This is a genomic window from Paenibacillus sp. FSL R5-0623 (genome assembly GCF_037974265.1).
Lineage (GTDB): Bacteria > Bacillota > Bacilli > Paenibacillales > Paenibacillaceae > Paenibacillus.
This window is the reverse complement of sequence record NZ_CP150233.1, coordinates 3795170-3818058: the sequence shown is the minus strand read 5'-3', so window position 1 is coordinate 3818058 and position 22889 is coordinate 3795170. Positions and strand designations below refer to the sequence as shown.

The 22889-nt window shown below is 42.6% G+C and carries 23 protein-coding genes and 1 pseudogene; 12 read left to right on the top strand and 12 right to left on the bottom strand.

Translation table 11 applies throughout. The features are described 5' to 3' along the window. Positions 1-467: 467 nt before the first annotated feature. Complete coding sequence (locus tag MKY92_RS16670) at positions 468-1079, top strand: TetR/AcrR family transcriptional regulator (RefSeq protein WP_339296977.1); 612 nt, start codon at positions 468-470, stop codon at positions 1077-1079. Positions 1080-1234: 155 nt separating this feature from the next. Next, complete coding sequence (locus tag MKY92_RS16665) at positions 1235-1687, top strand: GNAT family N-acetyltransferase (RefSeq protein ID WP_339296976.1); 453 nt, start codon at positions 1235-1237, stop codon at positions 1685-1687. A gap of 296 nt (positions 1688-1983) precedes the next feature. Here the strand turns inward: MKY92_RS16665 and MKY92_RS16660 are convergent. The 8 genes and pseudogenes from MKY92_RS16660 to MKY92_RS16625 all read right to left on the bottom strand — a co-directional run. Then, positions 1984-2449: pseudogene (locus MKY92_RS16660) on the bottom strand (5-methyltetrahydropteroyltriglutamate--homocysteine S-methyltransferase); the annotation flags it as partial. 151 nt (positions 2450-2600) lie between these two features. Then, positions 2601-3038: a dual specificity protein phosphatase family protein gene (locus tag MKY92_RS16655; RefSeq protein ID WP_339296975.1), complete on the bottom strand. Its 438-nt coding sequence runs from the start codon at positions 3036-3038 to the stop codon at positions 2601-2603. Between the two features lie 116 nt (positions 3039-3154). Then, positions 3155-3574, bottom strand: a complete 420-nt coding sequence (gene arsC, locus MKY92_RS16650; RefSeq protein WP_339296974.1) for an arsenate reductase (thioredoxin) — start codon at positions 3572-3574, stop codon at positions 3155-3157. A 25-nt stretch (positions 3575-3599) separates the two neighbouring features. Continuing rightward, positions 3600-4895: an arsenic transporter gene (locus MKY92_RS16645; protein ID WP_339296973.1), complete on the bottom strand. Its 1296-nt coding sequence runs from the start codon at positions 4893-4895 to the stop codon at positions 3600-3602. A gap of 72 nt (positions 4896-4967) precedes the next feature. Next, entirely contained in the window at positions 4968-5294 is a 327-nt protein-coding gene (locus MKY92_RS16640; RefSeq protein ID WP_339296972.1) for a metalloregulator ArsR/SmtB family transcription factor, read from the bottom strand. Between the two features lie 146 nt (positions 5295-5440). Then, a complete protein-coding gene (locus MKY92_RS16635) occupies positions 5441-6844 on the bottom strand; it encodes an NAD(P)-binding domain-containing protein (RefSeq protein WP_339296971.1) in 1404 nt (467 codons plus the stop codon). Between the two features lie 80 nt (positions 6845-6924). Then, positions 6925-7383, bottom strand: coding sequence for a MarR family transcriptional regulator (locus MKY92_RS16630; RefSeq protein ID WP_079350227.1), 459 nt, complete (start codon positions 7381-7383; stop codon positions 6925-6927). 65 nt (positions 7384-7448) lie between these two features. After that, on the bottom strand, positions 7449-8498 hold the full coding sequence (locus tag MKY92_RS16625) for an NAD(P)-binding domain-containing protein (protein ID WP_339296970.1): 1050 nt from the start codon (positions 8496-8498) through the stop codon (positions 7449-7451). Positions 8499-8737: 239 nt separating this feature from the next. Between MKY92_RS16625 and MKY92_RS16620 the strand changes: the two genes are divergently transcribed. Beyond that, entirely contained in the window at positions 8738-9277 is a 540-nt protein-coding gene (locus tag MKY92_RS16620) for a cupin domain-containing protein (RefSeq protein ID WP_339296969.1), read from the top strand. A 92-nt stretch (positions 9278-9369) separates the two neighbouring features. On the opposite strand, the gene MKY92_RS16615 is transcribed toward MKY92_RS16620, so the two are convergent. After that, positions 9370-9912, bottom strand: coding sequence for a recombinase family protein (locus MKY92_RS16615; RefSeq protein ID WP_339296968.1), 543 nt, complete (start codon positions 9910-9912; stop codon positions 9370-9372). A gap of 163 nt (positions 9913-10075) precedes the next feature. Here MKY92_RS16615 and MKY92_RS16610 point away from each other — a divergent pair, with 163 nt between their 5' ends. The 5 genes from MKY92_RS16610 to MKY92_RS16590 all read left to right on the top strand — a co-directional run bounded on the left by MKY92_RS16610 (position 10076) and on the right by MKY92_RS16590 (position 14205). Further along, complete coding sequence (locus MKY92_RS16610) at positions 10076-11539, top strand: SulP family inorganic anion transporter (protein ID WP_339296967.1); 1464 nt, start codon at positions 10076-10078, stop codon at positions 11537-11539. A 16-nt stretch (positions 11540-11555) separates the two neighbouring features. After that, on the top strand, positions 11556-11975 hold the full coding sequence (locus MKY92_RS16605) for a universal stress protein (protein ID WP_339296966.1): 420 nt from the start codon (positions 11556-11558) through the stop codon (positions 11973-11975). A gap of 106 nt (positions 11976-12081) precedes the next feature. Further along, positions 12082-12879: a ribonuclease J gene (locus tag MKY92_RS16600; protein WP_339296965.1), complete on the top strand. Its 798-nt coding sequence runs from the start codon at positions 12082-12084 to the stop codon at positions 12877-12879. Positions 12880-12893: 14 nt separating this feature from the next. Continuing rightward, positions 12894-13646: a ribonuclease J gene (locus MKY92_RS16595; protein ID WP_339296964.1), complete on the top strand. Its 753-nt coding sequence runs from the start codon at positions 12894-12896 to the stop codon at positions 13644-13646. A gap of 37 nt (positions 13647-13683) precedes the next feature. Continuing rightward, entirely contained in the window at positions 13684-14205 is a 522-nt protein-coding gene (locus tag MKY92_RS16590; protein ID WP_339296963.1) for an NUDIX hydrolase, read from the top strand. Between the two features lie 154 nt (positions 14206-14359). Here MKY92_RS16590 and MKY92_RS16585 read toward each other — a convergent pair whose 3' ends face one another. After that, positions 14360-14560 (bottom strand): hypothetical protein, encoded by a 201-nt coding sequence (locus MKY92_RS16585; RefSeq protein ID WP_339296962.1) that lies wholly within the window; start codon positions 14558-14560, stop codon positions 14360-14362. A gap of 46 nt (positions 14561-14606) precedes the next feature. On the opposite strand from MKY92_RS16585, the gene MKY92_RS16580 reads away from it, so the two are divergent. From MKY92_RS16580 to MKY92_RS16565, 4 genes are all read left to right on the top strand, one after another. Next, entirely contained in the window at positions 14607-14885 is a 279-nt protein-coding gene (locus MKY92_RS16580) for a helix-turn-helix domain-containing protein (RefSeq protein WP_339296961.1), read from the top strand. A 565-nt stretch (positions 14886-15450) separates the two neighbouring features. Next, complete coding sequence (locus MKY92_RS16575; protein WP_339301818.1) at positions 15451-16392, top strand: ABC transporter permease subunit; 942 nt, start codon at positions 15451-15453, stop codon at positions 16390-16392. A gap of 19 nt (positions 16393-16411) precedes the next feature. Continuing rightward, a complete protein-coding gene (locus MKY92_RS16570; RefSeq protein ID WP_339296960.1) occupies positions 16412-17293 on the top strand; it encodes a carbohydrate ABC transporter permease in 882 nt (293 codons plus the stop codon). A 44-nt stretch (positions 17294-17337) separates the two neighbouring features. Next, entirely contained in the window at positions 17338-18849 is a 1512-nt protein-coding gene (locus MKY92_RS16565; RefSeq protein ID WP_339296959.1) for an extracellular solute-binding protein, read from the top strand. Positions 18850-18937: 88 nt separating this feature from the next. Here MKY92_RS16565 and MKY92_RS16560 read toward each other — a convergent pair whose 3' ends face one another. Together MKY92_RS16560 and MKY92_RS16555 are read right to left on the bottom strand one after the other, a co-directional pair. After that, a complete protein-coding gene (locus tag MKY92_RS16560) occupies positions 18938-21220 on the bottom strand; it encodes a helix-turn-helix domain-containing protein (RefSeq protein WP_339296958.1) in 2283 nt (760 codons plus the stop codon). Between the two features lie 231 nt (positions 21221-21451). Beyond that, on the bottom strand, positions 21452-22717 hold the full coding sequence (locus MKY92_RS16555; protein ID WP_339296957.1) for a DUF1565 domain-containing protein: 1266 nt from the start codon (positions 22715-22717) through the stop codon (positions 21452-21454). Positions 22718-22889: the final 172 nt, after the last annotated feature.

The following is a 22889-nucleotide window of genomic DNA, read 5'->3' as shown; positions in this document are numbered from 1 at the left end:
TAATCCAAAATCACATTCATCTTCCTCCCCTTTTCTTTGCTAAGTGCTTGTTAACGAACTTGTTTTATCTATTTCAAATGGGATTACAGTTCCAGTGGAAATACCTCCTAGCGTTGAAAGAACTTGTACCGACAAAATAAAAAAGCCGCTAAAATAGCGACTTTAAATGGATTATATCCACCCGGTGTGGTTATATACCTTATTCTGCTTGAACTCTATGTTCATGTGGGAAATTCAGTAATATCAATGTTCATATGTTCAGTAAGTTTAAATAAGATGTTTTAGAATGGGGTTATTTAACTAAGGTTCCCATTTTATTGAATGAGTTCCTTAGTCGGCTTAAGTCCTTCGACTTTCTCGCGGGTCTTTTGATTCGTCTACCGCTCCCTACTCCACAATACACGTTGACAATTTGCTTCAATGATTTTACGATGAATTAAAATTCATTCAATAAAGGAGCGTCCAAAGTGCCCCGTACACCCGAGCAATACGAGGCGATGCGCCTTGCAACCCGCACCAAAATTCAGACAGCGGCGATGCGGCTGTTTGTTCGTCAAGGATACGGCTCCACCAATGTGCAGCATATTGCCGATCAGGCTGGCATTAGCACCGGTCTGCTCTACCGCCATTACAAAACAAAGGATCAGCTATTCGAGGAACTGGTGCAGTTCGCCATGGCCGGACTTGAGACGCTGATCGCGAGATTTAAGACCAGTGATGAGCCTGCTGAGGAACTGGCACGGTTCGCGACCGAGGTGTATCTCGATCTGTCTTCTGGCGATGACTTGGGGCACCTCTTATTGCTGATGTCGCAATCCTTCTTCTCCACGGAGACGGACGGTCGGAAAGCGGTTCTCAAGCAGATTAATACCGATCTACTGCAAGCGACTGCCACGCTCATCGTTCAAGGACAACGGCAGGGCCAGCTCCGTGAAGGGAGCGCTTTTGAGATGGCACAATATTTCTTTTCCTCCATTCAGGGGCTGGCGATGATGAAGGTGATGCTGGAAGAAAAATTCACGATGCCGTCGAGATCGCTCTTGACCTTAGTATTCGAAAAGGAAGGTGAAACGTTATGAAGTACTCGGGCGCATTTGAGGTTGTCCGCGCAGACCACGCGGGTGTAGAGGTCAGAAACCAGATGTCGGAGATTTTCGCCGACGGCTTCTCGCAGTGGCTCACGTATTTCTCTAAAGACCGAGATGTCACCGCAAAGGCATTCGCCCATATGTTCGTGCTAGATCAATTTTATGTGGCTCTCGCTGGTGATCGGGTGGCGGCCTTCGGCGCATGCACGGACTGTCAGAGCTTCTCCCTAGAACTTCAGAGCGCACCACTCCGCAGGCATCTGGGTTGGTTCAAGGGTTCGATGGCCGCACTCATTCTGAAGAGGGAGTTCCAAAAGCCGTTTGTTGACCCGCCGGCCGAAACGGGATCGGTCGAGTTTATTGGTACTGCCTTATCCTTCCGCGGCCAAGGAGCGGCTTCGGCAGTTATTAAACATATGCTGGTTCATTTGCCGTACCGTAACTATCTCATAGAAGAGGTTGCCGATACCAATGTCCCGGCCATTCGATTGTATGAGAAGCTGGGGTTCACGGAGTACAAACGCAAGTCCCTATCCCCCAGGCAGGCCCGCATATCTGGTATCAATCACATGGTCTCGTTGTGTTTCGAGAAGGCCTAAACGCCACAACAAGCTTGAACAACTTGCGCCGACAACATTTATAAGATCTACGTATCTTTCAGATAAAAATTATATTTACTAGGTTCTTAAAATTATCCAACTATAAAATACCCGTGAATTCGTTCCCATTTGAATAATCGGAAAACACTTTTTCACGTAATCTTTGAATGTATGTATCAACTGTACGTTGATAATAAATTTGCTGGCGGGACGACTTCCACACTTCTCTGAGTAATTCTTCTCTAAAAACGCCTTTTCCTGATGCTTAACCAAAAAATAAAACAAATCATATGCAGCAATCCTTCATGGACAGCGTGCTTGTTTACATGGATCACTCCCATTCCTGCAATCTCCAGTGCTTCTACCTCTTGTCTTAAGCCATAGGCCAGTTGATATGCAACTTGTTCCCGTGAGATATCATCACGTACGAATGACCATTTCATAATAGTGATTGGACCTGTTAACATTCCTTTAACCGGGCGTTCAGTCAAGGATTGAGCATATACTGTCTCTTGCACAGTCGTGGCCTCATCAAATGCGCCGATAACTGGTGGATTCACACAACATGAACCATAAGACTGTGCCCAACCGCTTAGAGTAAAAGCAAACTCATCAAGCTTTTAACCAAAGAATTCAACCATGTCAGTTCTTTCAAATTCACCATGGACAAGGAGCTCAAATGCCGATATCCTGTTGTAGCTGTACCCAAGTGTCAATCTCTTTTTGAATGAAGTTGTTGTATTGCTCGTTCGACCACTCACCTTACGCTAGAATTGACGCGCCTCGAACGTTTTATTACGACGTGGCTTAAGTTCTGACACAAGTGCTATAACTCATTCACAAAGCTGGAATGCACGGATAAAGGGACGTTGTCATTGTGTATGACAACGTCCCTTTATCGAAAGAGATAATATTAACTATTATTTGCTTCATACATATTCTTCAGCATATTACGCATTTCAGGCTTGATTGAAATGTCCGGACGTCTCTCCATGGCCAGCTTTTCGGCTTCTTCAACCGTACTAGCTTCACCCAAATTCATCAAAAGAGCTGTGGCCACTGTACCCGTACGGTTCCGGCCACCAGCACAGTGAAAGAATACTTTTTTACCTTCCTGAACAGCTTCAGTCACGGCTTGAATGGCGGACTTGATGGATTCTTCCTGATCATTCCGATTTTCAACAATTGGATAATGATGTCGGTGTGCTGAATCAGGGAATCCTTCTTGTGCCTTACCATCATCTCGGAGATCAAATACCTCAGTTACACCTTGCTCCTTGATCGCACTTAGAGCAGCATCTGCTCCTCCAATATATACTTTACCTTTAACCAGTTCATGATAATTAGACATCGTTATTCTCCCCTTCTCTAGTTGTTCCTAACAGTAGCTTGGGCCACCGCTAACGACGAGTTCAAATCCAGTAGCATATGGAAAAGCCGGGAAAGAACTCTCCCGGCAGGTTTATATTATTTGCCGGTTTCAGCGAACGTTTTAATGCGCTCCCCAATCTGGTCACGAACCGTTTGGAATACAGCCCATTTCTCTTCATCTGTACCTTGCGCTTTGGCAGGATCATCGAATCCCCAGTGTTCCCGCTTGACATGTGGTGGTGTCATTGGACATTTATCGGCAGCATCCCCACACAACGTAACTACAAAATCAGCATTGTTCAACAACTCTGAATCAATGATATCGGAAGTTTGAGTAGAAATATCCAGGTCAACTTCGTTCATGGCTTCCACTGCTTTTGGATTCAGACCGTGTGCCTCAATTCCCGCACTATAAATGTTCCAGTCCTCACTTAGATATTTCTTAGCCCAGCCTTCGGCCATTTGGCTCCGGCAAGAGTTGCCTGTGCACAGGAAGTACAGTGTTTTTTTACTCATGTTCATCGTCTCCTCGTTGTTTGAATTATAGAATGCTTAACCACAGATATAGACCCACTAGCGTAATAAGCAGAGTCGGAACGGTGATAATGATACCTGTCTTGAAGTAAGTGCCCCATGAGATTTTGACGCCTTTCGTGCTAAGCACATGAAGCCAGAGCAGCGTCGCCAGTGAACCGATCGGGGTAATCTTGGGACCCAGGTCTGATCCAATAATATTGGCGTAAATGAGCGCCTCCCGAACCGTTCCTGTAGCCGTTGTTGCATCAATGGCAAGCGCATCAATTAGCACGGTAGGCATATTGTTCATCAAGGATGAAATGATTGCCGCGATAAAGCCCATACCTATCGTTGCAGCAAACAACCCTTGATCAGCCACAGCCTGAATGACCACGGCTAGGAGATCCGTTAAACCCACGTTACGTAGACCATAGACCACGACATACATGCCGATGGAGAAGAATACGATGGCCCACGGCGCTTCTTTGACAACCAATGTAGTCGGTACAGCAGAACTTCGGGAAGCCATGATCAGGAAGAATATTGCGACAACACCTGCTACAAGAGATACGGGAATACCGACGAATTCACTGGTGAAGTATCCAATGAGAAGAACCCCTAACACCACCCACGACAACCGAAACATTTTCATATCCTTAATGGCAGTTGCTGGTGGTTTCAATTCGCTCACATCAAAGCGTTTTGGAATACTTTTTCGGAAGAAGAGATACAGCACGCCGATACTTGCAACCAGTGAGAACAGATTCGGAACAAACATCCTTCCTGCGTATTCCATGAAGGTAATGCCAAAGAAGTCAGCAGATACGATGTTGACCAGGTTACTTACAACCAATGGCAAGGAAGTCGTATCGGCAATAAATCCGCTAGCAATAATAAACGGAAACACTTTTTTCTCATCGAAATTCAGTGCACGTACCATGGCTAGAACAATCGGTGTCAGAATCAGTGCGCCTCCGTCATTGGCAAAGAAGGCAGAAACCACAGCACCCAAGATCGAGACGTAAACAAACATCCGGACACCATTGCCGTGAGCAGCCTTGGCCATATGTAAGGCAGCCCACTCGAAAAATCCGATACGATCCAGAATTAACGAAATCAGAATGATCGCTACAAACGCAAGCGTGGCATTCCACACGATTTGCGTCACATCCCAGACGTCTTGGAGATTGACCACACCCACAAGTAAAGCAAGAATTGCTCCGCCGCAAGCAGACCAACCAATGGATAGGTTTTTAGGCTGCCAGATGACCAGGACTAGCGTAATTAAAAAGATAATACAGGCTAACAGCGTAGAAAACAAAACCCTCCCCCTCTTTCAGTTCCTTTAAATTTATATTTGTATATAACAATATACTTATATATTGATTAAAAATTAATTACACACGGATGTAAAGTTCTCTTTGTTCAAAGACTTAAGAATCGTTGCCGTGTCCGGCATCAGTTCCAAGACAGATTTAATATAGGGTGTATTCTCTACATTTAAAGAATAGTGTACCCATTGGCCACGTTTATTCTCTTTAACCAAGCCTTGATCCTTCAGCTTGCGCAAATGCTGACTAATTCCAGGTTGTGACATGTCTAAAATCTCTACAAATTCACACACGCACCATTCACGTTCTTTGAGGAGTGTAAGTATAGTAAGACGTGTTTTATCGCCCAGCAATTTAATCTTATCCGCTGCTTCTTGAATAGAATCCATATCACTTCCTCCTTCCGTCAATATAAGTGCATGCTTATATTATAATATAAAAAAATTGAAGTCAACGTTTAAATCGAATTAACCTTAAAAAGCGTTGGTTCAAATTAGAACCAACGCTTCGGGTGTTCGTAAACTCTCTTCCATTTTTAATTGGTACAAGAGGTACTGCAATCACCCTTTTCCTCAGCTACCACCTTCACTTGCTGGCGATTGACACTGCATACACCGGTCTCCGGTAGATCCAGCTCTACTTTTAAAGCGGCTTCTAGATCACCGACTAAAAAGGCCACCACGGATCGAACCTGTTCATATCCTGTAGCCATCAGGAAAGTAGGTGCACGTCCATAACTCTTCATACCTACAATATACAACCCTTGTTCCATATGACGAAGCTCTTTCTCACCATGTGGACGAACGGTGCCGCAGCTATGAACATTCGGATCAATTAATGGTGCCAGGGTTTCGACACTTTCGGTAATCTGGTCAATGCTAAGCCTCAACTCTCTTAAGAAGGTAAAGTCGGGTCTGCTACCTGTATTCACAATGATTTCATCCACTTGAGCTATTTCCTGAATAACACCACGTTGCTCTCCAATGATGGTGACTTGATCGCCTCTCTGCTGAAGTTCCTGAATATGAAATGGCGTTATCACGTTGACCTTTCCAGCATCAACGAGTTGATGAATTCGACTTCCTAGTTCACCTCTGGCTTCCAGTTGATCATTCGCTTCTCCACCATAAGCTTCCTCTACTTGATCTCTTCTCATCAACCAGGTCAGTTTTGTACCTGAATCCATTTCTTGCAGACTGGATAGATCAAGTAACGTATTCAAGGCCGAATGTCCACCTCCTACAACGGCAACATGTTTATTCTTGTAACGCTCCCGCGCTTCCCCTAGTACATCCGGAATGCCATAGAATATACGGTCATGAAGAGCTTTCTCTCCAGGAGTGAGTACACCACTAGAAAGTACAGGGTTAGCGTGTTCCCACGTTCCTGAAGCATCGATCACAGCTCTAGCCTCATACCGCTTGTTCTTCCCCTCCTCTTCAACATAGATCATAAAGGGTTGTTTCTCGCGGCCTACGGTTTTCATTTTATCTGTATTTTTGCGACTAATCCCCACAACACGTGTATTTAAATGAAGATCAGTTTGAATTTTCGGAAGTTTTGCGAGCGGAAGTAAATACAGATCACGCAGCTCATGTCCCGTCGGTAATTCGTCTGGAGATGGGGCAATCCACCCAATCTTCTTCAACAACCTCTCTGCTGCTTTATCTACGTTATACTGCCATGGCGAAAATAGACGAACATGGCCCCACTTGGAGATATTCTCACCTACTTTACTCCCCGCCTCAAAAATGATAAATGATTGGCCAGCTTCAATCAGATGTGCTGCTGCTGCCAGACCAATAGGCCCAGCACCAATGATGGCTACAGGTAAATGAGATAGCTCTCCTTGGTGTACAGGATCTTGAAGAGAGATCTGCTTTTCCATGAGCGTAGGTTCACAACAGGACTCGACTTGTTTAAATTCAATGTTTTTCATTTCAAATGACCTCCAGTAGTTAGTTGAATATATTTGCAAACTACAAGTATTAGAGCAATGTAACGGGGTAATACTGCTCATTACCCCACTGGCGTACAGCACATTTTCGATTTTAACATACTCTCATTAAGCAGTTTAACAGATTGCATAACGATTGCTTTTTCTGTATCGGTCATGAAAGAAAAAACTTCTTCCAGATGTGTATTCATCCGATGATCTATAGCTGTCGCAACAAACTTTCCCTCTACCGTCAATCTCAGAATGTATACTCTACGATCTTCAGGATGAGGTGTTTTTAAGACCAGGTTTTTCTTAATCAACGTCTGTATTTGACGACTAAAGGTTGTAATATCCATGGCTAGCGTTTCGGCAATTTGTTGCATGGATGGCTCATGTTGATGGTCAATTTCATATAGGATATGGCTTTGGATTAAAGATATTTCCTGCTCTCCAACCGTACAACAATTTTTATCCAGCAAGCCGAAGCGACGTACCATGATCTGTAATAACTCTCTGGGGTTTTGGTTATCCGGCAACATGATCACCTCTTGGTGTCTATTATAATCATATTATTTGTATATTGCAACTATCGTGCATTCTTCTGCTATTTCACATTGTTACGAATATGCTTAACGACATACTCAGCATCTGGTCCGACACCCCGAAGGGTCGCTGATGCAAAGGAGCGCTGTCCAGACAAGCCTACAAAATAAAGTCCGGGGATTGTCTTGCTAATCCCGTTCTGTTGCTGGGGTTCGCCTTGGCCATCTAGTCCATCTAATGCATCAATATAAGAAACATTAGAGCGATATCCTGTCGCGAAAATGACGGTTTGGACCTCTTCTCGTGTTCCATCAGACCAGATCACCCCACTGTCATAAAATGCGGTGAACATTTTCTTTTGTTTCGGGTTTCCCGCTTTAAGCCGCTCCTTATATCCCTCCAAATCTAGAACGGATGAACCGTTTGCAAATGACTTCCCAAATTTCCAAAACGAATCGATCCCCGTTAACTTAAACCAGAAGTGAATATCCTGGCCCAAGAGACGCTGCGGGATTAGTGCTACTGGTTCTCTCACAGCAAGTGTTGTTTCAGCTACTTCGGATAGTTCCATCGCAATCTGAACCGCGGAATTTCCTCTCCCTACAACAATGACCGATTGATTATGAAAAGGGGCCGGTGTTCGATACGTCGCGGAATGTAAGATTTCCCCCTCAAATTGTTCGTGATTTGGAATCGAAGGGGTATAGGGCCTACTAAACGATCCTGTTGCTGAAATCAGATTGCGAGCCAAGTATTTCTTTCCACTTGAAGTTGTTACTGTAAAAATGCCAGATTCTTTGGATACTTGATCTACACGGCTGTTATAAACTAAAGGCAAGTCAAAATGAGAAGCATAGTCCTTCAAGTATTGAATAACTTCATCACGTTGTGGGTATCGATCCCCTGGAGAATCTATCGAAAGCCCAGGCAGAGACGAGTACCGGGCCGGTGAGAATAACTTTAAATTATCGTAATACTGAGGCCAAGCTCCTCCTGCTTCTTCACCTGCCTCCAAAATTAAAAAAGACATCCATCTCTTTTTCAAATGATAACCGGAAGCAAGTCCTGACTGACCTCCACCAATAACAATGACATCCCAGATAGGTTTCATAACACATCTCCTTCAAATACAATTAGAGTGATTCATTCTTACAAGGTATGTACTCATTTAGTATAATTATTTATTTGCAAATTGCAAGTATTATCCTTTGGTGACTAGTTATCTCATCTCTAAAGCCACCCTGTAAGTGTTCATGTAGGCTTATGCCCATTATTGCAAATGTTGTATACCTTTATATAGGCGGATGCATAGAGTGTGAGTAGATATTTCACCAAAGAAGGAGAATGACTATGTACCCTAAATTATCAAATCGAAATCAATGGCATAATCCAGTGCCTAACATCCGGAATAACAACGGAGTGGGGATCTCCACTCCGTGCTATCATGGAAATGTGAACCTTAGTCACCCTGGTGGAAATATAGAAATAAAAGATTATGGACAACAACCACTTGTAATCAATATTGATCAAGCCACAAAGTATAATCAAAATTATCGTACGGCTCTATGGACAGGAAAGCATTTTCAAGTGACTCTGATGAGTATCCGTGTTGGCGAAGATATCGGTCTGGAAGTCCATCCGACAACCGATCAATTCATACGGATTGAAGAAGGTCAGGGACTTGTGCAAATGGGAGACGAGAAAGACAAATTGAATTTTCAAACGATGGCCTGTGAGGACTATGCCGTTATGGTGCCTGCTGGAAAATGGCACAATATCACCAACACAGGCAGTATACCACTTAAAGTGTACGTGATCTATGCGCCGCCTGAGCATCCTTATGGGACAGTGCATGAAACAAAAGCCATTGCCATGTCTTCTGAAAGTTAGTTGATCGTATTCTAATGTTAACCAATTTTAATACAAAAGCCTGATTTCTCTTCATTCGCCGTGGAGAAAAATCAGGCTATTTCTTAATTTAATTACTTATCGAGGTATCGATACAGGGTTGTTTTGCTAATACCTGTTTCTTCACGAATCTCAGCAAGACTGTACTCTTTACTTTCATACATTTGTATCGCCTTCATAACATTGCCATCTAATTTACGAGGACGACCTAACTTCGTCCCCTTTTCCCTCGCTTCATCCATTCCTTTTTTCGTGCTTTCACTAGTTAAATCTCCTTGGAAATCAAGTAAAGCCTTCACATGCTCCAGAAAAATACGACCAGAACTGTCCTGGGTATTCAAATTTTCATTCAGAGAATACAGATGAGCCTCTCGCTTTTGAAATTCCTTCAGCAGATCGACAAGATGTTTTGTAGAGTCAGCTAAGGAGAACAATCGAGTAACAACGACGACATCTCCTGCCTGGAGCTCGTTCATCATGGCATTTAGCTGCGTTCTTTGTTTTGCAGATGAATGTTCTTCCTTCAATATTCGATCGCAGGATTTCCGCTTTAAAATTTCGTGTTGATTTTGACAATTCGGGTCATCCTGTGAAGGTCTCATATAGCCAATAATCATGTTAAAACTCCTAACTGCAACTGACATTATAAAATTATAACACAAAATAAGAACCGAAATGGTTCCTTTTTGGAACTCTCTGTGATAAGATCAATATACTTCAACCGGATATGACTTTTAGTCGAGTAAGAGTCATAAAAAAAGATAAGGAGTGGAAGTACACGTGATTGAACGGATTAAGACAGATTGGTTCTCTAATATTCGAGGGGACATATTAGCAGGGATAGTAGTGGCATTGGCACTGATCCCCGAAGCCATTGCATTTTCTATTATTGCTGGTGTAGATCCCATGGTGGGTCTGTATGCATCGTTTTGTATTGCTGTCATCATCTCATTTATTGGCGGCCGGCCCGGGATGATTTCGGCTGCTACTGGAGCCATGGCCTTACTTATGGTTCCTTTGGTCAAGGAACATGGCGTTCAGTATTTACTGGCAGCCACCATTCTTACTGGGGTTATCCAATTGCTTTTTGGTGTATTCAAAATCGGGAAACTCATGAAATTCATCCCGAGGGCTGTCATGATCGGCTTTGTGAATGCTCTCGCTATTCTGATATTCATGGCACAAGTTCCCCATTTTGTAGGCATATCCACGCTGACCTACATCTTCGTTGGAGTTACCTTACTTATTGTATATGTTTTACCCCGATTCTTCAAAGCCATTCCAGCACCTCTTATTGCCATTGTGGTTTTAACCGCAGCTACCATTTGGGGTAACCTGGATTTGGGAACGGTTGGAGAGCTAGGTATTATCACACAATCTCTTCCCTCATTCTTTATTCCCGATATTCCTTTTAATATCGAAACATTGCAAATTATATTCCCTTATTCTATTTCACTGGCTATTGTCGGATTGGTCGAATCTCTCTTGACCGCTTCTATCGTGGATGATATGACGGGAACGAACAGTAACAAAAACAAAGAAGCTCGCGGACAAGGAATTGCCAACGTCATTACCGGTTTCTTCGGCGGAATGGCAGGCTGCGCCATGATTGGACAGTCTGTGATCAACGTCAAGTCTGGCGGACGAGGAAGGTTATCTACGCTCGTAGCTGGCGTATTCCTCATGTTCCTTATCCTTGTACTTGGCGGTGTCGTTGTTCAGATCCCTATGCCTGTACTCGCCGGGATTATGATCATGGTAGCCGTCGGAACGTTTGACTGGTCTTCCTTCTCTTATCTCCGTAAAGCCCCAAAAAGTGATGCACTTGTTATGCTAGTCACCGTTATTGTCGTTGTGGTAACAGATAACCTTGCACTAGGTGTCATTGTCGGTGTCATTCTCAGTGCCATCTTCTTTGCTTCTAAAATTTCAAAGGTGAGTGTGAAGCAGCTCTCAACGGAGAAAAACGTAAGATTTGATGTGACGGGTCAATTATTCTTTGCATCCGTGGAAGGATTTATTGAATCTTTTGACTTCGAGATTGCGGATTCGGAAATTGTCATTGATTTCTCGAATGCACACATTTGGGATGATTCAGGTGTAGGCGCTGTCGATAAAGTGGTCATAAGATATCGGGAGAATCATAATCGTGTCACGATTAAAGGACTGAATACGTCAAGTGAAAAACTCGTAAATAAGTTAGCGGTGTATCAAGATCCAAATGCACAATTAAAATCACATTAAGGTAGGAGAGATGAACATGTATCAACATATTCTACTTGCTGCAGATGGTTCTAATAATGCCATTCGGGCAGCGAAAGAAGCCGCTTATATTGCATCCTTAATCCCTGATGCTGAGGTCGAGATTCTGTTTGTTGTAGACCTATCCAAGGTCAAAGATGAAGTGCTCCATTCTCAGAATCATGAGGAAATTGAACTGAAACGTAAACAGAAACTTATGCCTGTTCAGCAAGAACTTACAGAGAAACATGTGAAATATCGAGTTACCTTCGTAAATGGAGATCCTGGTCCTACGATTGTTGATTACGCGAATAAGAACAGCGTTGATCTGCTTATTATCGGTAGCCGGGGACTGAACTCCTTACAGGAATTCGTACTTGGAAGTGTAAGTCATAAAGTCGTTAAGAGGGCTCATTGTCCAGTTATGATTGTGAAATAGATGATGGATATGAAGCATGGGGCCTCTGCAATTGCAGAGGTCTCTCTTCTTTTTCTAAAAGGAATTAGATTAGATCATTTAAACGTTGACTGGAGGAGAGGAAATCTTGGAACACTCCAAATTAAAGACTCAAAAACCACAAAAAACATCACGCTATCTTCCTCCTGCTGTACGTATTTTTGCGCTTGGAGGTCTCGGGGAAATTGGAAAGAACATGTATGGGATCGAATACAAAAATGAAATCATTTTGATTGACTCAGGTTTGAAATCCCCCGATGCTCATATGAACGGTGTAGATTACATTATTCCTGATATACGTTACTTGCTGGACAAGCCTCAACAGATTAAAGCTCTTTTCCTTACTCATGGACATGAAGATCATATTGGCACTATTCCTTATTTACTCAGACATCTCTCGTTTCCAATCTATGGCGGTGCACTAACGATCGGCTTGGTCAAAGCCAAGTTGGAAGAGCACAAGTTAACGAATTCAGTGGATTTTCATATCATTCAGGATCACGAACGCGTATCATTTCAGCAGCTTTCTGTTCATTTTTTCCGAACAATACACAGCATACCCGATGCCTTTGGTATTGTTGTAGATACGCCTTATGGTTCTATTGTGCACACAGGTGACTTCAAATTTGATATGACACCTGAAGGAAAGACAGCAGATCTTCATAAAATGATGCAGTTAGGTGAAAAAGGTGTGCTTGCTTTGCTGTCTGATAGTACCAACAGTGAACGCGAAGGTCAGTCTCTTTCAGAACATACAGTGGGTAAATCTGTTTTGGAATTAATCCAGCAATGTGAAGGTCGAGTTTTGTTTGCGACTTTTGCGTCAATGTCCACAGGTTACAACAAGTTATTCATGCTGCTTCGGAGTGTAATCGGAGAATTTTAATACTGGGCCACAGCATGGAAAAAATATTCTCCATTGGTCAAGAACTTGGACACCTTCATATACCACAAGGTATGCTAATGGATATGAAGGAAATCCACACCACTCCACATCATCAAGTCATCATTTTATGCACGGGTAGTCAAGGAGAGCCTAATGCAGCTTTAACCCGTATTGCAGCCGGCTCCCACCGTCACGTTCAAATATTCCCAGGAGATACGGTCGTCTTTTCTTCTTTTCCGATTCCTGGTAACGTCATTCAAGTCAATCGAAGCATAGATATGCTGATGCGTTCTGGAGCCGCTGTCCTCTACGGAGCGGAGTATGACATTCATACTTCCGGGCATGGATCACGGGAAGATTTAAAACTGATGATACGGACCATGCGCCCGAAATATTTCATACCGATCCATGGAGAATATCGAATGCTGGTAAGTCATCAAAAACTAGCTGAGCAAGTTGGAATACCCTCCAACAGAATCTATGTATTGGCTAAGGATGGTGTACTTATTGTCGCACTTGTCTTAAACAATGAGACATGCCAAATGATAGCAGGGCCTGACCTCATTAGCCGAGGGTTTGTCTATGTACGAGATGCTAATGAACTGATGAAAACAACAGAATCCCATTTGAAATCCGCACTATATGGACTAGAGCAGAAAAAAGAAGCCCGCTGTGAGATTTGGGAAAAGAAGATCTCAGAAGTACTCCAGAAACTTCTTTTACTCACAATTACAACGTACTCCTGTGATTTTCTCTTCCATTCATAGCGTTTCACATCCTACTCAAGTAAAGGAAGACTAAACAATGAGAATGATTCAAAAGTTAATTCATCCCGATACACCCGCCCTAAATGGACGAATGTTTGAACGAAAAGCAGCACGTGGCATTATTATGCGTGGTTCTGAGATTCTTCTACTCTATACACGTAGATATAATGACTACAGTTTTCCCGGAGGTGGTGTGGAAGCGGATGAGGACCTACTAAGTGGGCTAAGAAGAGAGATTGCCGAAGAAACCGGTGCTACCCAGATTGAGGTGACAAGCGAGTTCGGCTACATTGAAGAGTATCGTCCCCATTACAAACTCGAATATGATCTGATCCATATGTTATCTTATTACTATGTTTGTAACATTCATGAACAGCTTGGAGAAGCCAAACTCGAAGATTATGAAATGAACAATGGGATGTCTGCCGTCTGGATCGACATTCATCAGGCCATTATGCATAATCGGCAGGTAATATTGAATAAAGAGGCTTCTATGGGATTTTCCATTGAAAGAGAGACGATTGTTTTAGAGTTGATTGCATCTGAACTAATCTTTTAATTAGAACATAAAAAGCAATTTAATCAGTAAGGCACCCAACTATTGCATAAACAGGGACAAGATTTGGGTGCCCTATTATTCAACTAACCGCCCATTAGTTTAATGGAATAACGCTGTGAATTCTAGTTAGATATCCATCTAATCGACAATCGGACTATGTTCTTGTCCATTCCGGCAATCGGTACAAGTTCTTGTCCTTGGCTCGGGACAAGAACTTGTACCGATAAAATAAAAAAGCTGCTATAATAGCGACTTGAATGGGAACATGTTCTTGTCCCTCGACAATTCGGAATATAGCGAAGCGAGCGTATTTCTTCCGCACGTTGACTATTGATCCGCCCCCATTTTCCTTCATGAATGGCACAATCGTTTTTATGCCTACAAATTGACTCCATGCATTGATGTCTAAAGCTAAGTTCCAATATTCAACGGTTGTATCTTGTGCCACCAATTTTAAACAAGGAAGTATACAGTCCCAGAAGCTACGTCAACGTTCAAGAACCATAACCGACCATTCTTATCAAATCCAAAAGAGCAAGGAACTTCTCCTGCATAACCCACAAATGCAAATCAAAGAGATTGCCTATTTGGCCGGATTTGAAGACGCAAACTATTTTTGCACTGTATTTAAAAAACAAGAGTTGCTGGGTCTAAATCAATTTAGAAGAATTCATTCTTAAACAAAAGGTAAACTAAAAAAACGGATCGGTAAATGAACTGAGAACAGTTTATCTAATTTCCGTGGATTCTCCGTCTACTGCAAGATTGTTTACACTTGCGCAAGATCCAGCCTTTCAAAACAACATGACAATCAAAGGATATGTGCAATGGCACCCTCCCTATTGCTATTTGGGAGAGGGTATGTCGACGCCAACATGCCCGAATTACCTTGGCACTATAATATTTGGTAGGAACTTTAAGACGAAGAAGCGAACCCCTTGCGGGGGGTTCGCTTCTTCGTTTCTTTAAAATAACCACCACTAGCATTCTCAATACGACATACAATGCACGGATCTAACTGGTTCATTTAGAAGATCAAAGCTGCTTCATAGTCTCAAATAGCAATTAGTGATTACTTGCGCAACGAATGACTATTGGCGTTTATTGTCTGTCGTATCACGTAGGGGGACTACTTTCCACAATCAGGGACTATCGACGGTAACATCCGTTCCTTCTATGCTATGGCTATGTAAATCAATTCCAAATTGACTTCATTAGAAAGGATAAGATGACATGCAAAAAAAAATGAATGTCCACTCCCTTCCATACTCTACAACACGAGCACCAACGTTGTTCGGAAGGATCGTTAAGAATCGCTGGTTATATTTCATGCTTCTTCCTGGACTATTGTATTTTCTCCTCTTTAAATACTGGCCCATGTACGGAGTTCTAATCGCTTTTAAAGATTATCAACCATTCCTAGGTTTTTTGGACAGCCCCTTTGTAGGACTTAAGCACTTCGAACGTTTATTTAACGATCCCAATTTTGTTGTTCTATTCCGCAATACGCTTGTGCTTGCTTTCCTTAATATTTTGTTTTTCTTTCCGCTTCCCATTATCATTGCACTGATGTTGAACGAGCTGAGGCATCATGTATTCAAGCGAACCATTCAAACGTTGGTGTATATTCCCCATTTTATGTCTTGGGTCGTTGTCGTGGGAATTGCTTATATTTTTTTGACCACAGAAGGCGGTATCGTGAATGATATCCTGGCATACTTCGGTAGGGAAAAAATAAATTTTCTGGCCAGCAACGAGTGGTTCCGGACGATCGTTACGGCCGAAGTCATCTGGAAAGAAACAGGTTGGGGCACGATTATTTTTCTTGCTGCGTTGTCAGGCGTCGATCCACAATTGTACGAAGCGGCAAGGATGGATGGAGCGAATCGACTACGACAGTTATGGCATATTACATTGCCAGCAATTCGCAGCACCATCATCATCCTGTTGATCCTCCGTTTGGGGAACTTTTTGGATACGGGCTTTGAACAGATTTTCCTAATGCTTAACGCGATGAATCGCGAGGTTGGAGAAGTTTTCGATACGTATGTATACTCGGTCGGAATTAGCCAAGGTCAGTATAGTTTCAGTACAGCCGTCGGATTATTCAAATCGTTTATTGGTCTGATTCTTGTTGTGGTGGCCAATCATTTAGCCAAGAGGTTTGGTGAAGAAGGGATTTACTAAGGAAAGGAGGAATTACAGAATGAACATATCGCCAAGCCGCGGAAGCCGGATTTTCGATTGCTTGAACATAACGCTGTTGAGCATTTTCGCACTACTCACGGTTCTACCTTTTGTATATGTTATTGCCGGCTCCTTTGCCACTCAGAAAGAATTATTGCTTCGCGGGTTCATCGTATTTCCAACGGAGTTTTCATTGGACGCCTATAAGTATATATTTTCTACCCCCGCCCTTATCAAAAGTTTGTTGGTCACCATTTTCATTACGGTATTCGGTACGCTTATTAACATATTTTTAACATGCTTGATGGCCTATCCACTAGCCCGTAAAGACATGGACTTCCGCAAACCGATCCTGATGCTGATTGTATTCACAATGTTGTTCAGCGGCGGAATGATTCCAACATTTCTCGTGGTTAAACAACTGGGTATGATCAATACGTATTGGTCCTTGCTCATTCCTGGAGCGATCAGCGCATTTAATCTGATTATTATTCGCAATTTTTTTCAACAGCTTCCTGAAAGCTTGGAGGAATCTGCCAAAATCGATGGTTGCAATGATTTGAGCGTTTTTTTCAGAATTGTTCTCCCGCTCTCTATGCCGGCTATCGCCACATTTTCCTTGTTCTATGCCGTAGGTCACTGGAATACGTACTTTAGCGCCGTTCTCTATATCAACGATAACACCAAATGGCCAATCCAGGTTCTATTGAGGCAATTCGTTATTTTGGCATCGGGCGGAATCGGAGATTCCACTGCCATGGATGCGGACTATGTATCTCCACCGGAACAATCCATTAAAATGGCCGTCATCGTTGTTTCTACACTGCCCATATTGCTCGTGTATCCGTTTTTACAGAAGCATTTCGCCAAAGGGGTATTACTGGGATCAGTGAAAGGCTGAACACTTAACTTAAGCAATGAATTTACGATGAGGAGGATTTATTTATGAAGAAAAAGTATCGCAAGTCACTGTTTAGCACGATTGCATTGGTCGCTTCTTTCGCTTTGGTGATTACCGGTTGTGGAGGGAATGATGTCAGTTCTCCCCAGGGAGCTAGCACTGGGGATTCACAAGGAAAGCTATCTCTAACGATGATGATGCCAACATATAGCGCAGAGCAGATGAGTGGGAACAGCTCCATTCTTGCATTACTGGAGGAGAAAACGAATACGGATCTATCCGTGTCGTGGGTACCTTCTTCATCTTACACGGATAAGTTGAGCGCGACCGTTGCATCAGGCGAACTTCCTAAAACATTTGTTGCATTGGAACCCAAAGCGTCTTTTATCATTAATGCGGCCCGATCCGGCATGTTCTGGGAGTTGGGACCCTACCTTCAAAGCTATCCGAATCTTAGCAAGATGTCCGACATCGTATTAAGCAATGCATCAATTGACGACAAAATTTATGGCCTCTATCGTGAGCGGGATATCGCTCGCTTCGGTTTGATGATACGTCAAGATTGGTTAACCAACCTGGGATTACAATCACCGCAAAATGTGGATGAACTTTATACTGTTTTGAAAGCGTTTGCCACAGAAGATCCGGATCAAAACGGCAGACAGGATACCGTTGGACTCGCAGTCGGTATGCAAGGTAATAATATTGCCGGATTTAAAGATATGCTAGTTTATTTGGGAGGACCGAACGAATGGGAAGTGAAAGACGGCCAACTTATTCCTGCCCATATGACGGAGCCTTACATGGACACCCTGAAGTTCTATAAGAAACTATATGACGAAAAACTCATTAATCAAGATTTTGCGCTGGTCCAGGACGGTCGAACCGTAATGTATAAAGGTAAGGCGGGATTATGGATTGACAATATGGTAGACGGTAAAAATATCGAAGACAACATCAAAAAGGTTTCTCCTGATGCGGAAATTAATCTGATTAACCGAATCTCTGGCCCGAAGGGGGAAGCAACTCGAGCAGGTACTGGGTTCCTGGGGATGTACATGATTCCAAAAACGAGCGTAAAGACTGAAGATGAATTAAAACAGATTCTCGCCTACTTTGACAAGGTATCGGAGAAGGACATTCAGAATCTCTTGAAATACGGTGTTGAAGGGAAACAATATTCGATTGAGAACGGGAATTACCAGCTAAATTCCGATCCGAAGTTGCGGGCTGAGATGACGGACAGCAATCAATTCATGATTTTACAGGATCAAATCGAAAACTATGGTACCGAACTGGAGAAGCTTAGCACGGAACTGTTTGGAGATAATGCCACGTTTGCCATAAACAATCCTGCGGCTCCATTTATCTCGAATACCGCCATAGAGCTGGGTAATGAACTTAATAAAATCATTCAGGATGCAACGGTCAAATTTATCATGGGAAAAGCTTCAGAGGCAGACTGGGATCAAGCTGTTAATCAGTGGCTGCAAGGTGGCGGAAGCAAGATTATCGAAGAAATAAATGCCGAATACAACAAGTCTGCGACTAAATAAAAGGAAGCTCAACCGTGCATTTTGAAGAAAACACCCCAATGTAGGAGCGCTCTCAGCAGCGTAACCTGTGGGGTGTTTTCTGTATAAATTAAGATTGACCTCCATGTTGATCCCTGTATTTTCCAGGCGTGGTGCCTACTGTTTTACGAAAAGAGCGGATAAAATTCGCGGAGTTATTGTATTGCAGGCGTCCCGCAATTTCAGCAATCTTCATATTCGTATCTATCAACCACTTCCTGGCGATATCCATACGATACTGCGTGAGATATTCCCCGAAATTGACTCCCGTCTCCTGACGAAAAACACGGCTCACATAATGGGGGTGATAGTTAATCCGTGCAGAACAATTTTCTAGCGTCAGCTCTGAATCGAACTCTCGTTGAATGATGTCAATAATGGCTTCAGATATATGTTTGAACTGGGTTTCACGACGATTTTCGAGTTTTTCAGTATAAGGCTTCACAAATAATGTCCAAAACCAGTTCTCCATCTCACTGACATTACGAAGTTTGAACAATGACTGGATCAGTGATGATTCATCTCCTGCTATTCGATCCGACAGAATGGATAACTCTTGTCCGAATTTGAGAACATTGACCAGAAGTCGTAACAATGATAAATGGTAGTCCTGAAACGGTGTATTGGAAGCAAACAGTTCCGCGATGAAATTTTTCAGTTCCATTTCTGACTGCGCAAGGTTCCCTGCCCGGATGGAATCAAACAAGGCTTGCTCCTTGTCATGAGGAAAGATACTTAGATCATTCTGTTGGGGCTGCACATCTTCAATAAATAAAATCGACTCTTGCCCAAGCCCCACGCTGAATTTTAATGCCGTCATAGATTCCTGCATCGCTCGCCTGGTGTGGCTAAAAGTGTTGAACGGACGACTAATTCCAATACTCACTCGGATTCCAAGATATTGAGCAATGGCTTTTTGGATGTCCAAAGACAATGTGAACAGCTCCTGCTTCAACACTGAACCTTGTTCGGATGCCCCTATCAAAGTCACTTGAGAATCGCTTGTCACTACCGGCACAAGCCTATGCTCCCCTGGGACAAGTTCCCCGACCATGTTACTAATGGCAAACATGAGCAAATCCCGATTTTTCTCTTCATAGCGTGTATTCTGCAATGTATCGATTTGAACGGCAACCAGGCTCATGGACGGCCATGTACACTCCACACCATACAACTCTAATTTCTCCTCAAAATCTGTATGACTGATCTCGCCAGCGAGCAATTTATGCATAAAAAACTCTCTAAGCTGCGTCTGTTGGCCTCGAAGTTCGCTGAGGATCTGTGAATGATTGCGAATCAAGTTGTCCACGCGTTCTCCGATAATTTGCAGCTCGCTGGTAGCCTTCTCTTTTTCCTTAGGAGAAGCAACTGTTGCAAGGACAGCATATAAGGACTGAATGGGGCTGTACATTCTTTTTGATCCAATCCAGGCAATGATTAAAGTAATAATCAAAATAAGAAAACAAACGAGTAAGGTGATCCAGCCAATAATTCGGTTCTGTTCGTTCAATTGCTCGTTAGAAGCTACAGACACATAAATCCAGCCATTATAGGAAGATTTGCGATACGTGACAGTTACCTTTTGTCCTTCTACCTTGGACACATATTGCCCCATATTAGCCTGTGTCTCCATTAATGGTTGCAGATGAGGTTGCCCAGACATGTCGCTTCCCGGCAGTTCACCCCCGTCCGTACGATGAATCATATTCAAGTTGTGATTCATTATGAAAGCGTTTCCCAATTTTCTGTTTTGAATAGCCATACTTCGTTGTATCACATCGGTAGAAAGCGCAACACAGATGATGCCTTTCGGATTGACAGCGTTAAACGGAACTTTTTTCACGAAATATACCGTCTCCGAAGAATTTGGTATGTCATTCGGTCCTCTAGTCCAGAAAGAACCTACTTGCTCGCGAGAGAATATTTCCAATTGAGGAATGAAATTGGGAGAACTATATTCATTGACCCCTACGCTTGTAACAACCCACTTCTTGCTAAGACTGAATAAGTATATTTCCTTAATACCTAGCTCGTAGGTTTGAATGGTTGCGATCCCTTTATACAGCTCATGTACCATTTCAAAATCTTGATTTGTGATTGGTTTGGAGAAGGCCTTACTTACAATCGGTGATTGCAAAAATTGTGTTGCCGAGTTATCCACAGTCCGAAGGATTTGCTCCACGCCCATTTGAGTTTGTTGGAGAAGTACTTTGTTGCTCTCATTGACCTTTTCTTGTACATTCAAGGAGGAATTATAGTAGGAAAATGTGCCTAGCACAATTACAGGTAGCGTCCCTATGAGAATTGAGAATAGTAACAGCTTCCATAGGTAAGATGGGGAACGTAGTTTCATAGGGGCCTCCTCTATTCTCCATTATCTACAATATTATATTATTTCTTGATCACTATGCCTTAATCCTTTTATTACATAATTTTTCAATACAGCATTTCTCATATAATGCCCATGACTCTTTTTACTTTTAAAAAAACTTATCCACCTTGAGAGAATAGCATCTTGATTGGATGTTGCTCACTACAAAAAACCATCGATCTTTTCATCAAGATCGACGGTCTGAAATAAAGTTTACTTATCAGCAAGATACCCTAGATTGTATTGGTAAAGAGGACTGGAATTCACAGGAAGCATAAATGTAACATCAGGCAAACTGCCGTCTTGTTTTCTTGGTGCAGATAGTTGAGCCGTATCCAGGCTTACAAAATCTTTGGCCGTGATCTCCAACCCTCCATCGATCGTCCAAGAATTATTAGTCACATTCTCCGGTAAATTATTGTCATGAATAATTGTAGTGCCCATAAACGCGATATTATTATGTAAAACTTCTCTGTAACCGGGGATATTGGTTATGTCTGTTTGACTAGCGCGTTCTAGCATATCGAAATTGGCTCTACTATTTTGAAAGGCCGTATTATTGATCCAAGTAGCTGATTGTCCGGGCTGATGATTCGCATAAAAGCCATTAGCTCCATTATTCGCAGCTAAGGAATATTTTACAGTATGCACGGGTAAGGGGTCTGGAAAGCCGGTTGTTCTATATGCATAACCACCCACTTTGAAACCATTTTTGTCGCCGATACCGTTTTGATTACCTCTATGGTCAAACGACCAGCAATGGTCATATATTACGGTTCCTGTTGAACTGATACTGTCGAATCCATCATCGCTGTTATTCCATGCACGGGAGTTAATGAATGAAACATCTCCTCCATGCGCACCAAATCCGTCAATATTTCCAGCAGATAACGGTGTTGGCCCAATGTTGTTATATGCATCTGAATTCATAACGGTTCCGGTCCCATTAGCAGTATAGTAAAACCCTATGGCTTCATTATCATAAGCTGCCATATTCATGAAATCGGCTTGCCCCCGAATTCGAAAAGCTTCTGATTGCGCTTGATCCCCTACTTTAATACCAGTCACATCAAATCCTTTAAACGTGATGCCAGTTACTTTATCACCAATCAGAAAAGCAGCTACACGCAAATTAGTGGGTACATTTTCGAAATTAAACACAGGTCTTTCTCCAGGATAAGCCTCATAGGTAATCCCGCTCTTCGTCATATCATGTACATAATTATAATTGCTATCGGTTCTTGCAATTTCAAAATCGTCATACACTCCTCCACGAATATATACGATATCACCAGAAGAAGCTATTGACTGTGCCTTCATTATACTTTTAAATGGTTTGCTTGCTGTTCCTGAATTACTGTCACTACCCGTTGGGGCAACGTAATAAGTGGTTGGGCTGCCAGCTGCATATGCAGAAAAAGTCATAAACAAGGTTGCTAACATACAACCGATTACCAATAAAGTGGTCACTTTTTTCATTGAAAATTGCTCCTCACGCCAAATGAATTTTTGGTTACAGATTCTAATCTAGACATTTTTCATTAACCAAAGATGTAATGATCAATCCGTAATTAACCCCTCTCTCCAAATATGTTCAAAATTTTATCACTATTCTTATATCGTTTTTATTACAAAATTCTTACATAGGTAA